The organism is Pedobacter hartonius (assembly GCF_900107535.1).
In the GTDB taxonomy this organism is placed as follows: Bacteria; Bacteroidota; Bacteroidia; order Sphingobacteriales; family Sphingobacteriaceae; genus Pedobacter; species Pedobacter hartonius.
On sequence record NZ_FNRA01000002.1, the window covers coordinates 61140 to 76075 of the forward strand.

General features: G+C 42.9%; 14 protein-coding genes. 5 read left to right on the forward strand and 9 right to left on the reverse strand.

Annotated elements, in window-relative coordinates; all coding sequences use genetic code 11:
• Positions 1 to 17: 17 nt before the first annotated feature.
• Positions 18 to 1850: a MutS-related protein gene (locus BLW16_RS03740; RefSeq protein ID WP_090555253.1), complete on the reverse strand. Its 1833-nt coding sequence runs from the start codon at positions 1848 to 1850 to the stop codon at positions 18 to 20.
• 178 nt (positions 1851 to 2028) lie between these two features.
• On the opposite strand from BLW16_RS03740, the gene rlmH reads away from it, so the two are divergent.
• Together rlmH and BLW16_RS23835 are read left to right on the forward strand one after the other, a co-directional pair.
• A complete protein-coding gene (rlmH, locus tag BLW16_RS03745) occupies positions 2029 to 2502 on the forward strand; it encodes a 23S rRNA (pseudouridine(1915)-N(3))-methyltransferase RlmH (protein ID WP_090555254.1) in 474 nt (157 codons plus the stop codon).
• 56 nt (positions 2503 to 2558) lie between these two features.
• Positions 2559 to 2687, forward strand: coding sequence for a hypothetical protein (locus BLW16_RS23835; protein ID WP_262497144.1), 129 nt, complete (start codon positions 2559 to 2561; stop codon positions 2685 to 2687).
• Between the two features lie 68 nt (positions 2688 to 2755).
• Here BLW16_RS23835 and BLW16_RS03750 read toward each other — a convergent pair whose 3' ends face one another.
• On the reverse strand, positions 2756 to 3295 hold the full coding sequence (locus BLW16_RS03750; protein WP_090555255.1) for a DUF5606 family protein: 540 nt from the start codon (positions 3293 to 3295) through the stop codon (positions 2756 to 2758).
• 4 nt (positions 3296 to 3299) lie between these two features.
• Entirely contained in the window at positions 3300 to 3761 is a 462-nt protein-coding gene (locus tag BLW16_RS03755; RefSeq protein WP_090555256.1) for a peptidylprolyl isomerase, read from the reverse strand.
• A gap of 168 nt (positions 3762 to 3929) precedes the next feature.
• Between BLW16_RS03755 and BLW16_RS03760 the strand changes: the two genes are divergently transcribed.
• Positions 3930 to 5111 (forward strand): asparagine synthetase B, encoded by a 1182-nt coding sequence (locus tag BLW16_RS03760; RefSeq protein ID WP_217631513.1) that lies wholly within the window; start codon positions 3930 to 3932, stop codon positions 5109 to 5111.
• A gap of 5 nt (positions 5112 to 5116) precedes the next feature.
• On the opposite strand, the gene BLW16_RS03765 is transcribed toward BLW16_RS03760, so the two are convergent.
• The 3 genes from BLW16_RS03765 to lpxK are packed head-to-tail and all read right to left on the reverse strand — an operon-like array spanning position 5117 to position 8968.
• Positions 5117 to 7123 (reverse strand): putative porin, encoded by a 2007-nt coding sequence (locus BLW16_RS03765; RefSeq protein WP_090555258.1) that lies wholly within the window; start codon positions 7121 to 7123, stop codon positions 5117 to 5119.
• Positions 7123 to 7938, reverse strand: coding sequence for a purine-nucleoside phosphorylase (locus tag BLW16_RS03770; RefSeq protein ID WP_090555259.1), 816 nt, complete (start codon positions 7936 to 7938; stop codon positions 7123 to 7125). Before BLW16_RS03770 ends, BLW16_RS03765 begins: the two co-directional genes overlap by 1 nt.
• Entirely contained in the window at positions 7910 to 8968 is a 1059-nt protein-coding gene (gene lpxK / locus BLW16_RS03775) for a tetraacyldisaccharide 4'-kinase (protein ID WP_090555260.1), read from the reverse strand. The genes BLW16_RS03770 and lpxK overlap by 29 nt, the downstream gene beginning before the upstream one ends.
• Before the next feature lie 148 nt (positions 8969 to 9116).
• On the opposite strand from lpxK, the gene pruA reads away from it, so the two are divergent.
• On the forward strand, positions 9117 to 10745 hold the full coding sequence (gene pruA, locus BLW16_RS03780; RefSeq protein ID WP_090555261.1) for an L-glutamate gamma-semialdehyde dehydrogenase: 1629 nt from the start codon (positions 9117 to 9119) through the stop codon (positions 10743 to 10745).
• A gap of 74 nt (positions 10746 to 10819) precedes the next feature.
• On the opposite strand, the gene can is transcribed toward pruA, so the two are convergent.
• From can to BLW16_RS03795, 3 genes are all read right to left on the reverse strand, one after another.
• A complete protein-coding gene (can, locus tag BLW16_RS03785) occupies positions 10820 to 11491 on the reverse strand; it encodes a carbonate dehydratase (protein WP_090555262.1) in 672 nt (223 codons plus the stop codon).
• Positions 11492 to 11496: 5 nt separating this feature from the next.
• Positions 11497 to 13098 carry a SulP family inorganic anion transporter gene (locus tag BLW16_RS03790; RefSeq protein ID WP_090555263.1) on the reverse strand — a complete coding sequence of 534 codons (1602 nt, stop codon included), beginning with the start codon at positions 13096 to 13098 and terminating at the stop codon, positions 11497 to 11499.
• A 66-nt stretch (positions 13099 to 13164) separates the two neighbouring features.
• Complete coding sequence (locus BLW16_RS03795) at positions 13165 to 13464, reverse strand: hypothetical protein (RefSeq protein ID WP_245735118.1); 300 nt, start codon at positions 13462 to 13464, stop codon at positions 13165 to 13167.
• Between the two features lie 227 nt (positions 13465 to 13691).
• Here BLW16_RS03795 and BLW16_RS03800 point away from each other — a divergent pair, with 227 nt between their 5' ends.
• Entirely contained in the window at positions 13692 to 14915 is a 1224-nt protein-coding gene (locus BLW16_RS03800; RefSeq protein WP_090555265.1) for a porin family protein, read from the forward strand.
• Positions 14916 to 14936 lie beyond the last annotated feature (21 nt).

The window sequence follows — 14936 nt, forward strand, 5'->3', positions numbered from 1 at the left end:
TGTTAAAGAAACCGGGATTAATCATTAAGTTCTTCGGGATTAAAACTCAGACCGATTTCTTTTAATAACAAAGCGGCATTAAATGTTTTACAGGCGCCATATTTAAGTTTGTAATCGAAATTCATTTCCCCTTCGGCCAGCTGTATGTCAAAATGATAATTTCTCAGCTCTTTGGAATAACTATCTACCATTTCAGACAGCTGGAGGTCATGCGTAGCAAACAAAGTAGGCGTTTGCTCTTTGATCACCTGCTGTATAAAAACTTTTGAACCCAGGTACTTGTCCTTGCTGTTTGTTCCCCTTAACATTTCATCTATCAATACCAGCGGATGCTCCAATATACGCACCCCCTCAAGGATCATTTTTAAACGGTTCAGCTCGGCTTTGAAAGTAGAAGTCTGGTCGTTTAGCGAATCTTTGATACGCATATAGGTAAGAATCTCGAAAACGGAGGATGTCATGGAAACAGCGCAGACAGGCGCACCAGAAAATGCCAGTACCATATTGATACCAACCGTACGCAAAAAAGTGCTCTTACCCGCCATATTGGAGCCGGTAACAATATCTACGGTAGGTCTCCCTTCAAACTGATAATTATTGATCACCCTTTTACCCTCCCTGATCAACGGATGTCCTAATCCTGTAGCTTCAAAATGAAATGTACCAGTTACCAGGGGGTAATTCCAGTTGGGCTCATTATAGGCGAGGGTGGCAAAAGAGATCAGCTCTTCGAACCGGCTGATCGTATGCAAGCCTTCAATCAGTCGGGCTGAAGAACTGGCGTACCATTTATCAATCCTCATCACACATCTGATATCCCATAGCAAAAATCCGTTAAAAATAGGCCCGAGGAGGATATTCAACCTGATGTCGAAGGAGTCAATAATAGACGAAAGCTCGTTTATCTGCCTGCTGAGCGGAATTCCGGCCGCATGGACGCTAAAGAACCGCTGAATATAACTGCTCTGCCACTTTAGCTCTTCAGTCCATTTAACGGTGCCTGATATGGCGGTGAGTAAGCCTGAACTGCCACTGAATCCCAGATACACGGCGCTGACGTTTTTTCCATGGAAGAAGACAACGGAAAAATTCACCAGCACGCATAAACCCAAAAATGACCAGATTGCCCCTCCATAGATACTGCCAAGAATAAACAGGCCGACAGAGAACAAAGGTGCTATAGTAGTGTAGAACTTCAGCGCCTTGTTACGGCTGAATTTCAGCTGCCCCGGCAGCTCATGAGCAAGCTTATCCTCAATTACCTGTAGTTGTTCAGGCTGATGATTTTGCAGTCCTGCCCTGAAATGGAAAGTCTGGTCAATGTGATCTTTAAGTTCTGTTATTGCTTGCTGACGGCCAGGCAAATCATTGAGATCTCCCGGTTTACCCAGGCTGTCAGCCAGTAACTTCATTCCCATCACAGTATTGGAACGATTGATCATCGCATACAAGGAAGAACTCCCATAGATGTCAAGATCCGAAGCGTATGGATGCCGCTCGTCTTCGAAAATCTCTCCGTTATCATAGTGCTGCTGACCGGTCATGATCAGATCTACTTCATTCTGAAAAACAAAAAAGAGTTTTTCAGCATAATTGAGCTCATTCTGAATGGCAACGCCACGTTTTAACACGATCATAAAAAACAGAACGGGCAAACACATTAAAATGCCTATCGGCCAGTAATAGCCAAAATTAATGATAATGGCCACGAAGATCACCTCGGTTAAAAATAAACCAAGACGGGTATAAGATATGTTATTGAGCGTTTTCCTGAACTGTGCTATCTGTGATTTTTGAATTTCTACGTTATTTTGATAACCCTTTAAAATGCTATCTTTCGATTTTACCATATCTTTGAAAATGTTCTCTTAAAATGATACAGGCAATTGACTGTTAGATTACCTGTAAAGCAAAGATATACAAATCAAACCATCATGAGCAAAACAGCAATGAAAAGGGATTTGGATAGCATCAATACACGTAACGCACAGAGACAATAATACTGCTGAATAAACAATAAAAGCACCAATGAAGATCACGCTGCTCGTAGTCGGAAAAACTGAAGACAAATACCTGATTGAAGGCATTGAAAAATATCTCAGCCGGCTAAAACATTATATTGGTTTCAACCTGCTGGTTATCCCCGATGTAAAGAACACCAAAAACCTCACCGAAGCCCAACAGAAATCGAAGGAAGCGGAGCTGATCCTGAAACAGCTGAGCAACCTGGATATGGTGATCTTGATGGATGAGAAGGGGAAGAAATATACATCAGTGCAATTTTCCGACTATCTAAACAAACAGATGATCGGAAGTGTTCAGCAGATAACGTTTATTATTGGCGGGCCGTATGGCTTTGATGAAAGCGTTTACAAGAGAGCAAACGGAAGCATATCTTTATCAGACATGACCTTCTCCCACCAGATGGTACGTTTGTTTTTTGTTGAACAACTGTACCGGGCTTTCAGTATTTTAAAGGGAGAGCCGTATCACCATCAGTAACAGGCCGGTTTATGGAATATTTTATTTTATGCATCTTATATTAAGAAAGGACATATATGCAAACACCAGGATTAAAAAAACGCGAATATAAATTCAGAAGTAAAAGAAAGGGAGACCGATGGAGCTTTACCATTGCTATTCTCATCTCCATCATTGCATTTTTACTGATCTGGTTCTATCTGTAAGCTCAGACACAGCGCAAAAAAAAACCGGATGGCTCATCGACATCCGGTTTTTTTATTAAATCTAAAGGTTAAACACCTTTTTTACTTGTCATACTTGCCTTTTTAGCGGGCTGAGCAGTTTTGCTCGGTGCTTTGGCATTAGAAGGTTTAGGTGTTGCCTTAACTTTTTTCTCTGTTTTCTCCTCTACTTTTCCGCCATCGGCAGCAACTTCCGCACCGGGTGCCTCCTCAGTAAACAAAGGAAGGTCCTTTAACAAATGGTACCAGGTAACGATTTTCTTCATATCTGAAGCATAAACTTTTTCCTGGTCATGAGAAGGGGCAACCTCAAGGAACAATTTTTTCAACACTGCAGCATCGGCTTTAGCGTCTGGAACATCACCTTTAACGGCAGCAAGGTTCGCTAAAACATCTATCAGTTTCAGGTCTTCATCCTCACCATAAATGGTAATATCTTCCAATGAAGCCAGTTTAGTGTTAGAAATATTAGCTACGATTTTAACTTTTTGAGCATCTAAGCCCTCCAGTACATAACCTGCCTTATTTTGTCCTACAAGTTTAAATAAACCTGGTCTGCCGGATACGGCTACAATTCCTCTTAAATTCATATAATTAATCTGCTAACACTTCAATACTTAAAATTTTGTCGCCTTGTTTGATATCATCAACAACGTCAACATTTTCAATCACTTTGCCAAATACAGTATGATTTCTATCCAAATGTGCGGTATTTGTTCTGCTATGGCAAATAAAGAATTGCGATCCTCCAGTATTTCTTCCGGCGTGAGCCATCGATAATACACCGCGGTCATGGTATTGGTTCTCACCGGTCAGCTCGCAGTCAATTTTATATCCGGGGCCTCCTGTGCCAGCCAGATGCGCTTTAGCAGGATCTTTAGAATTTGGACATCCACCCTGGATCATGAAATTCGGAATCACACGGTGAAAAGAAATGCCATCATAGAACCCTTCACCAGCTAATTTTTTAAAATTTGCAACAGTATTAGGGGCATCATTGTCATAAAACTCGACAGTCATGTCGCCTTTTTCAGTTTTTATTATCGCTTTACTCATGTTCTTTTTTTTCTAACTGACAAATTTAGTAAATTGTAACGACTAGATGAACTAAATTCGTAATTCTATGCCCATTATGATTTTATCGCCCAAATGAGACAAAGCTTCCTGATCATCGTATTCGCACTATTCAGCCTGGCAGTAAAAGCCTCTTCTATCCTGATCAATATGGATGAAGATCAAAAAAACCATCTTAAAGCCTATGGAATTGCCTACTGGAGCATCAAACAGCATGCTGAAGTGAACTGGCTCCTGAACTACCGGGGCGGCAGCTTCCTCATCAAATATAACAAAGCAGTAGAAGATGAATGTAAAGCCCGCGGTGTATCCTATACCGTACTGGCAGACGGAAAAGTTACCTCCATTTTAAATGAGATCAATGACCCTGAAGTAAATATGGAGATGGTAAAGCTGGAGAAAGCGCCCCGCATCGCCGTATATTCGCCAAAAAGCAAGCTACCCTGGGACGATGCAGTGACCATGGTGCTTACCTATGCAGAAATACCTTACGATATCGTTTATGATGACGAAGTACTAAAGGACAAACTGAGTGGGTACGACTGGCTCCATTTACATCATGAGGACTTTACAGGCCAGTATGGCCGCTTCTGGAGCAACTTTAGAAATGCCACCTGGTACCGTGAAGACGTAAAAACGCAGGAGGCAACAGCAAAAAGAAATGGTTTTACAAAGGTTGCCGCAATGAAACTTGCCGTGGCAAAAAAAATGAGCAGGTTCTGTGTTGGCGGGGGATTTCTTTTTGCCATGTGCTCTGCAACTGACAGCTTTGACATTGCCTTAAGTGCCGAAGGGGTTGATATCTGTGCAAGCATGTATGATGGTGATGCTGAAGATCCGAATGCACAATCGAAGCTGAACTTCGATCAAACCTTTGCCTTTAAAGATTTTAAACTCGATCAGAATCCCGGCAGCTATGAGTTTTCAGATATTGATGTCACACAAACCAGGACGTTAACACAGCAGAATGACTATTTTACCCTGTTCGAATTCTCTGCCAAATCCGACCTTGTTCCTACCATGCTCACTCAAAATCATACCCGCGTGATTAAAGGTTTTATGGGGCAAACCACCGCATTCAGAAAACGCCTGCTCAAACCAGGCATTACAGTTCTGGGAGAAAACAAAGGGGCATCAGAAGTGCGTTACCTGCATGGGGAGATCGGCAAAGGGCAGTTCACCTTTTACGGCGGGCACGACCCCGAAGATTACCAGCATGCCGTGGGCGATCCTCCTACAGATTTAAACCTTCATCCCAACTCTGCCGGATACCGGCTGATCCTCAACAATGTATTGTTTCCCGCAGCAAAGAAAAAGCCACAGAAAACCTGACCTAGTTAATCGTAAAAATTCCAGCTTACACCAATCTTAAACAGCTTATCAGGCATTGGATATTTGTACACCGTATAATAACCCTGAGACCCTAAACCCTGGTTGGCATATTCATACTTTAAAAAGATGTTGGCTTTCCTCAGGCTGGCCCTGATCCAGAAGTCTACGATAGGCGTGGTAGAAAATTTCACCCCCCGGCCAATATAAAATTGGCTTACTGCCGGATTATAAGCATAATTGGCATATTTGGTGTTGTAACGGACATCTACGCCAATGTTGGTTTTAAGCACTTTAAAAACGGTCTGGTCAACATAAAAGCTATTGAAGGTGTAGAACTCCGGTGTGGGCATGACCGACTGGTTACTGGTCTTCTGATAAACAATATAACTATCCAGGTTAAATTTACCGTAACTCAGTTTTTTTCCAACAGTGATCTTCAGTAAATTGATGGAACCACTTTCCTGCATCGGCGTGATGGAGGTAGAATCCACATCTGGATTAACCTGTTTAAAATACAGATAACCACTGATGCGGTAATATTCCGCACCAGCATCCAGCCTTAGTTTATCGTTGACATATTTAAAAGAAAAATTAACGGTTTTAGTACGGTCAAAGTTGTTCAGCCAGTTATAATGATTACCGTAATAATTGTTATAGATCTCTGCAGGCGTTTGGTTTTGAATATAAGCCCCTAAGATGATCCTTCCTATATTTTTGCTCACGAGCACATTACTCTTAGCTTCGTAGATAAAGTCTCCCGCCTGCTCTCCCTGAAAGATCTGCTGCACATCAAGATTTAAGTCTACCCGGTTACTGAAACGATATCCGGCAGAGCCCAGCAGTGTAACATTTTGAAATGCCTTGGTATGTTCATAATAATTTGTTTTGTCTGAACGCCCCACTACCTGTGCATAATTATAAAAGTCATGCCTGATCCCTGCATCAAGCTTTAGCTCATTCTTGATGACAGAGCTCGATTTGCCCCTTAAGAAGAAACTGTAGATAAATTCATTTTGTATATGCTGAACAGAGGTACTGTCATTGGTAAACACCAGATCATTTATGCCTGCCGGCAATACAGTATGGTCATCACCCTCGTTTTTCTGAAAAGCATAAGAGTCTTTATCATATCTTATACTATACGTGACCTTATTGGTTGGCAGCACCTTTTTTGATATCTCCTGATCAAGTGTATCGATACGGCCCACAAAATAGGTCTGTTTTACCAAAAACGTGTTTTTTCTATAGATCTGTCTCGAATTTGTTAACCTTACTCCCTGGGCAGACCGGTCAATAACAGTGCTGGAGTTGAAAATTGTATCATTGGTGATTGACCCGTTTTCATAGGCCTTCAGGGTATTAAAAATAGCATTGACAAATAACGTGTAGCGCTTACTGGGAGACGTATACCAGGTAAAAAGTGTTCCGTTCAGCACATCGCCCCGCTGCCGTGTATACATACCATTTGCCCCTATCCTGTTATAACTTGCGCCGATGTTCCAGTTTTTTTTGATATTCTGCGAATGCGTAACCCTGAAGAGCTGCTCTGCATCGCCGCTGTATTGGCCTGCATAATACAGGTTGGTGAAAGGAGTACGCGCCTGGTAATAGATGATATCATCATGCCCCATAGCATACCAATCCAGAGAGTGGAACCCGGCGTCAAAACCAATTCTTTTGGAGGGCTCATAAAACAAGGCCTGGGCTGCCAACCCAATATTCCCGGTATTGATGGTAGGCCTCCGGGGTTGAACGATAGGACTGAAATTCTGAAAGCCCCGTAAACTGGTATCCAGTGGCAGGGTCTGAATGCTGTCTTTAGTTAGTCTGAGCGTTGTATAACGTACAAATCTCGATGTGAATACCACAGAGTCTTTACTGTTTTCCAGTTTATTTCTCAGTGAGTCCAATTCTTTATTTTCGTTCACTGTCGTCTTCAGATCCTGAGCAATAGCCTGCTGTACTCCGAATGAGATGCAGATAAGGAGAAATAAAACAATTGTTTTATACATTATAATTGAGCAATTAACTGGCTTAAAATTTTTGTCATCTTGGGTTCAGCCATTCTTGCTGTGGCCAGTATTTCTTCTAAACTAACCGGGAAAAGTACCTCCGGGAAACCTTCATCGGTTAAAACCGAGATTGCAAAGACGGGGATACTCATATGGTTTGCCACAATCACTTCAGGTACAGTGCTCATGCCAACGGCATCTCCGCCAATGATACGCAAGTATCTATATTCAGCCTTTGTTTCCAGGTTTGGCCCTGTTACAGACACGTATACTCCCTGGTGACAGGAAATCCCCTCGTGAGCTGCAATCTGAATCGCTTTTCCGATCAGTCCTTTATGATAGGGCTGGCTCATATCAGGAAACCGGGGCCCCAGGTCCGCGTCATTGATACCACGAAGCGGGCTTTCCGGCTGCAGGTTGATATGGTCACTGATCACCATCAGGTCACCCTTTTTAAAATCCGAATTTAACGAACCTGCTGCATTGGATACAAATAAATATTGAATTCCCAGCGCTTTCATCACCCGTACAGGAAAAGTAATTTGTTGCATAGAATAACCTTCATAATAATGAAGCCTTCCCTGCATCGCTACCACCCTCTTACCTTTCAATGTTCCAAAAATTAATTTTCCGGAATGAAACTCAAGCGTTGAAATAGGAAAATTAGGAATATTGGAATACATCATGCTAAATTCCACATCAATTTCATTTACCAGTCCGCCCAATCCTGTCCCAAGTATTATCCCTATTTCCGGCTGGAAATTGTCGTTTTTTCTTTTTATATATTCAACGGTTTCGTGGAGTGTCTGAAACATATTTTAATATCGTTTGATTAAAGGCCGCTGCACGGTCTGTCTGGATAACTATTTTGATAGGTAAATAAAATACGGGCAAATTTAACAGTAATTCTTTGAATGTAACATCAAATAAACGTTGCGCATCCTTTTCTGTTGTAAGAATGATTTTTTCTTTTGCAGGGTGCTGCAGAAATGCCTCCACCAATTTACTTAAATTTTGCAGGCTGAAGGAATGATGATCAGGATAATCATGATGAAAAATGGCTGAGGTATGTTTATTCAGCTCGCCCAGCAATGGTTTAGGATTGGCAATACCTGTTAATAAAAAGACAGTTTTACCTTTAAGTATTTCAAGGTGGGATATTTCCTTTGTAAACAGTCCGGCGAGTTCACCATACCGGATTGTAGAAAAGAAAAGCTTTTCTGCTGTCTCAGCATTAAATTTCCCGGTGCAGAAGTCCTTTTGCATGGCCGTTACGTTTTCCGGGGCCTTCGTTACAAGCACAACGTCTGCCCGCTGATAGCCCCCGAAAGGCTCTCTCATATTCCCGGCGGGCAGGATAAATTGCGGCTGCAGCAGTTTTTGAAATTCAAACAGCAATATGCTAAGGCCTGGTTTTACGCTTCTGTGCTGAAAAGCATCGTCAAGGATAATCAGGTCATGGTCATCCTTCAGCTGCTGAATACCATACACACGGTCTTCACATACGGCTACTGTTATTCCGGGAAATTTGTGATAGAACTGAAGGGGCTCATCGCCTATTGTTTTTGCCGTGGCAGCCGCATCTGCATATAAAAAACCCCTGGTATCCCGCCCGTATCCCCTGCTTAGAATCGCTATGCTATATCCGGACAGCAATTCTACCAGGTATTCTGTTACCGGACTTTTACCAGACCCTCCCACTACAAGATTGCCCACACAGATCACAGGAATATCAAACCGGGTAGATCTTAAAAATCCCCAGTCATAGAATTTGTTTCTCAGTATAACCACTATACCATAAATCAAAGAGAAGGGCAGCAGTAGTAATCGAAGGTATCTTATCATGCTTTACCCTCAAAAATAAGAATTATTTAAGCAACGGTGATGCTATGCAAAAATTACCCTTTAATAAACGGAAATTGTCATATAGAAGGGCGGATTATCCGGCAATAAAATAAAAAACTATCTTTGCACAAAAAAATAATTTTATAAAATGCTCAAAGGATTTTTTAAAGTACCAGCACCGGTGAATGAACCAATCTTTGGTTATGCACCCGGAACTAAAGAACGGGATTTACTGGAAGCCGCTTTAACTGAAGCGCGTTCAGAAACAGGAAATATCCCCATGTATATCGGAGGAAAGCCTGTTCATACCGAAACAAAAGGAAAAGTTACTCCTCCGCACGATCACCAACATATTCTAGCACAGTACAGTATAGGTAACAAAACCCATGTTCAGCAGGCAATTGATGCTGCACTGGCAGCGAAAGCAAAATGGGAGAACCTGGCATGGGAACAGCGTGCATCGATCTTCTTAAAGATCGCTGACCTGATTTCAGGCCCATACCGCTACAAGCTAAATGCAGCGACTATGCTGGGACAGTCTAAAAATGCTTACCAGGCAGAAATTGATGCCGTTTGCGAACTGGTAGACTTTTTACGTTTCAACGTAAATTATATGTCTGAAATTTATCAACAGCAGCCCCCTGTTTCGCCTAAAGGTGTTTGGAACAGGGTAGAGCAACGCCCTCTTGAAGGCTTTGTTTTTGCTTTAACCCCATTCAATTTCACGGCTATAGCAGCCAATCTGCCTACATCAGCAGCATTGATGGGAAACGTAGTGGTATGGAAACCTGCGGATACACAAATTTACGCAGCCAATCTGCTCATGGAGATCTTCATCGAAGCAGGCCTGCCTGATGGTGTGATCAACCTGATCTATGCCGACGGTCCTGAAGTGGGTGAAGTGATCTTCAACAGTCCTGATTTTGCGGGTATACATTTTACCGGCTCTACTGCAGTTTTCCAGAATATCTGGAAAACAATAGGTACAAACATTCATAAATATAAAACCTATCCCCGTATCGTTGGCGAAACCGGTGGTAAGGATTTTATCCTGATACATGGCTCAGCAGATGCTGAGGTTTCAAGCACTGCAATTCTGCGTGGCGCTTTCGAATACCAGGGACAGAAATGTTCTGCGGCTTCAAGGGTATATATTGCAAAAAGCATTTGGCCTAAGATCAAAGAACTGATGTTGCGCGATCTTGCAACCTTCAAAATGGGTGGTACAGAAGATTTCAGCAATTTCATCAATGCAGTGATCGATGAACGCTCCTTCAATAAGCTGTCAAAATATATTGACCAGGCAAAAGCTGAATCAGGGGTAGAGATCATTGCCGGCGGAAACTATGATAAATCTAAAGGTTATTTCATAGAACCTACAGTACTGGTGGTTGAAGATCCAAAATACACCACCATGTGTGAGGAGCTGTTCGGACCGGTGTTGACGGTATTTGTTTATGACGACATTGAGTTCGACCGCATTTTGGAAGTAATCGATACTACTTCTGTCTACGCGCTTACCGGTGCGGTGATCGCACAGGACCGGTATGCGATAGAACAGGCTACCGTCGCCCTGCGTAATGCAGCCGGTAACTTCTATATCAACGATAAATGTACCGGCGCTGTTGTTGGCCAGCAGCCTTTCGGCGGCGCCAGAGGTTCTGGTACCAATGATAAAGCAGGCTCAATGATCAACTTGCTTCGCTGGGTGTCTCCGCGTACGATTAAAGAATCATTCGATCCGCCAAAAGACTACCGCTATCCTTTCCTGGGATAACCAGACGGGTAAAGAATGTCTATATAAAATGAAAGGCGGCTGTTTAAATACGACCTCCTTTCGTTTTACTGTTTCTAATCTTCTTTCACATTCATTTTGAACACAGAAGAAATATGATCATTTGACTCTGTCGTAACTTCCAGATCCCTGATCAGTCCGGTTTCAAGGCTGTACACCCAGCCGTGTATGCCCAGTTTTTTTCCATTGGTCCATCTGTTCTGAATGATCGATGTCTTGGTCAGGTTAAAAACACCTTCAATCACATTCAGTTCAACCAGTCTGTCAAACCTCTTTTTATCGTTTGAGATCAGGTCCAGCTCATGGTAATGCAGCCTGTAGGTATCTTTTATATTTCTTAACCAGTTGTCAATGATACCATACTGTTTATTTCCAAGTGCAGCCTCTACACCTCCGCATCCGTAATGGCCGCAAACAATGATATGTTCTACTTCCAGCACATTGACTGCATAATCGAGTACGCTCAATATGTTCATATCGGTGTGTACAACAACATTTGCGATATTGCGGTGAACAAAGATATCTCCTGGATTGGTATTGGTAATCTGATTGGCAGGAACCCTGCTGTCTGAACAGCCGATCCATAAGATGGGAGGCTTTTGTCCTGCCGACAGCCGGTCGAAATAGGTAGGGTCTTCAGCTAAAGTAGCCGCGACCCAGTCTTTGTTACCCTGCAGTAGTCCTTCGTATGTAATTTCGTGGTTACGATCTGATAATTTTGAGCACATAATATTTATTTATTGATATCTTGAATAATCTCGTCTGTTAATTTTGGAACGCTGTAATGTTTTTTGATATTCTCCAGTGTAACCAAAATGCCTTTCGTATAGGCATGATGCTGGAAGTTAAAGATAGTCTCGAGCACGTCCGGATCAATATACCTGGAGTTATTGCCATCAATGATGACATTGGTTTCTTTAGGAATATTGTTGAGCATCACCTGAATAGCAGCCTTATTAAGAAATGAAACCTCCTCTGCCAGTTTAATCCTGAGATTCTTTTTGTTCCCCTCCTCCTGGATTTTGTAGAAGAAAGAATTGCGCATATTTATTCTCAAAAGATAGAAAATGGCTAAAATCATTCCTATGGCAACTCCTTTTAAAAGATCTGTCAGCAGAATGGCGATCAGGGTAACTACAAATGGTACAAACTGGTCCCAGCCCCTGGCATACATTTCTTTAAATAAACTTATCCTGGTCAGTTTATAACCTGTTAACAGCAGGATGGCCGCAAGGCAGGCCAGTGGGATCATATTGATCAGCACCGGAATGACCAGCAGGGCAGCAAGCAACCAGCAGCCGTGAAAAATGGCCGACATTTTTGTTCTTGCTCCCGCATTTACATTCGCAGAACTCCGTACAATGACCGAGGTCATGGGCAATCCGCCGAGCATTCCGCTGCAGATATTTCCAATCCCCTGGGCAAGGAGTTCCCTGTTGGTGGGCGACACTCTTTTTATTGGGTCGATCTTGTCTATCGCTTCAAGACTCAGCAGTGTTTCCAAACTTGCAACGATAGCGATGGTTACCGCAACAGTCCACATCTTCTTGTTGCCGATTGCATTAAAGTCAGGATGAGTGAACAGGGAAGTAAATTCTTCCCAGCCTTTTACTGTCGGGATCGTTACCATCTGGTCGGGCCGTAAAGCATATGCGGTCTGCTTAAAAGCTAAACCCAATGCAACACCCAGGACCACTACGATCAGCGGCGCCGGTACACCCTTTGGCATTCTTTCCTTTGTACAATAGAGCAGCGTGGCGATGGAAACCGCGCTGATGATCAGCGCCGCCGGATTAAACTGCGTCATGGCCCTGCCTATCGCTGCGTAAGCACCGTTATGGTCATTTCTGAAAACACTTTCATCCAGAAAATCCATATCTATACCCAGTGCATGGGGAACCTGTTTAAGAATCAGTATCAGCCCGATAGCGGCAAGCATTCCCTCTATTACACTTGAAGGAAAATAGTTGCCTATGGTACCCGCTTTGATTATACTTAGAATAATCTGGAACCCTCCGGCCAGCACTATTGCCAGAAGGAATACCTGATAATTTCCAAGTTCTGTGATCGCTCCCAGTACAATTACTGTTAATCCTGCAGCAGGGCCGCTGACACTGAGCTGTGAACCACTGATACTGCCTGTAATGATCCCGCCGATCACTCCCGTCAGCACTCCCGCAAAAAGCGGGGCTCCTGAAGCCAGGGCAATGCCCAGGCACAAAGGCAGCGCAACAAAAAAAACAACCAGGCTGGCTGGCAGATCGCGCTTTAAATTCTTTTTCAGGATATATTTCTTAATATCCAATCTATAAAAGACTGAGTTTCCATTCTCCATAACATGATGAATTACTCCTTAACCAATAATAATAATGAATCCCCTTCAGGACCAGATCGGGTTTGTCTAAATGATGGCGGAGTTTGGAGGTGGAGTGGGCACCGAGGGATGGTAAGGGTTAACATACCGTTTAAAATGGTCTATATAGCAGTTTTTGATACCCGATTCCTGCAGCAAAGGGACATAAATGTAACTGTAATGTATATCGGCAGACTTATAATCTATATATTTCAGCAGGTCTTTTGAATCTCCTTCCGAACTATGTTCCTGCTCCAGATCGAGCAGCATGGAGTTTGCATTGCATTTATCCATGCAGGTAAAAACAGGCACGGCAGAAACTACCATTTTCAATGTGAAAACGCTCATAAAAAAGATGAAGATATATAAAGGATATTTATACAATTGCATTCTCCGGTTTTCAGCTATTTATAATTCAAATGTAACATCAAAGATTCTTTAATCACGAAAAAATATTAAAAAAAAATATATTCAGGGCTTTTATGACTTAGTGCCAAGATACCCTTACAATTTTCTGAATATGATGTAACAATAATCTGACAATAACTGTATTTTCGCAAATTCTAAATCAGCCTATGAAATACGGTATACCACTATTTTTAGTATTCGCTCCTCTTTTATCCTTCTGCCAAAATAATAACGCGCCTTCCTCCTACGACCCGCACGACATAAAAATCACGGGTTACCTGCAAACACAATTCCAGCAGGCGCAGTCTTCAGGTATCTCCTCCTTCTCCGGGGGCGACTTCGCCGAAAATTCCGACAACCGCTTTATCATCCGCAGGGGGCGGCTCAAAATTGACCGTGTGGATAAGTATTCCAGTATTGTCTTCCAGCTCGATGCTACCCAAAATGGCATCAACCTGATGGATGCATTTATCCAGTTACAGCAGCCCGATCACAATGAATTGCGTTTAACCGCCGGGCTTTTCAACCGGCCATTCGGATATTCCATCGTATACTCTTCCGGTTACAGGGATTTTCCTGAACGGGCAAGAATATTTCAAACCCTCATGCCGCGCGAGCGTGACATTGGTGCAATGCTCAGCTATCAGCCCCTGAAGTTCCTGAACGCAGATCTGGCCATCGTAAATGGAAGCGGGCTCTATGCAAGGGATTACGATTCTAAGAAGGATATCATCGGTAATTTATCTTTCAAATTTGATAGCCTGGCTGACCGTAAACTGCAGATTGGCTTCGGGGCTTCCTTCTATAAAGGGTCAGTACGCAATGATACCGAAAGCTACTATTCAGGTAATGCTGCCGGATTCACAAAAAACACAAGCCCGGATTACCAAGGTGCCAACTTCAAAAGAAACTATTTTGGCGGTAATCTTCAGCTTCAGTACAATAACCCTTTCGGAGCAACAACGCTGAAGGCAGAATATGTGGCGGGCACTCAGCCAGGCGTCGCGGCTTCGGATAACATCACCGGACCTGTAGCAAGTCAGAGCTTCACCGTTCAGCCTGCCACGGATCTTTACCTCAGGGATTTCAGCGGCTACTACATCTGGTTTAGCCAGCAGATCGCTGAAACCAGGTTCAATCTGCTTGCCGCTTACGACGTGTACGACCCTAATACTAAGGTTACTGAAGAGCAGATTGGCCTTGCCGCCAATACCACCGCCGGGGACATCAAATTCCGTACACTGGGATATGGATTGACCTACCGGGTGAATCCCAGAGTAAAACTGACCGCATATAATGAAAGGGTGATCAACTCTTCCACGCAACTGCAAAACTATATGGATGATATCAGGGATGATGTATTTACATTGCGTTTACAATATCGCTGGTAATTTCTACATTTATACAAATTA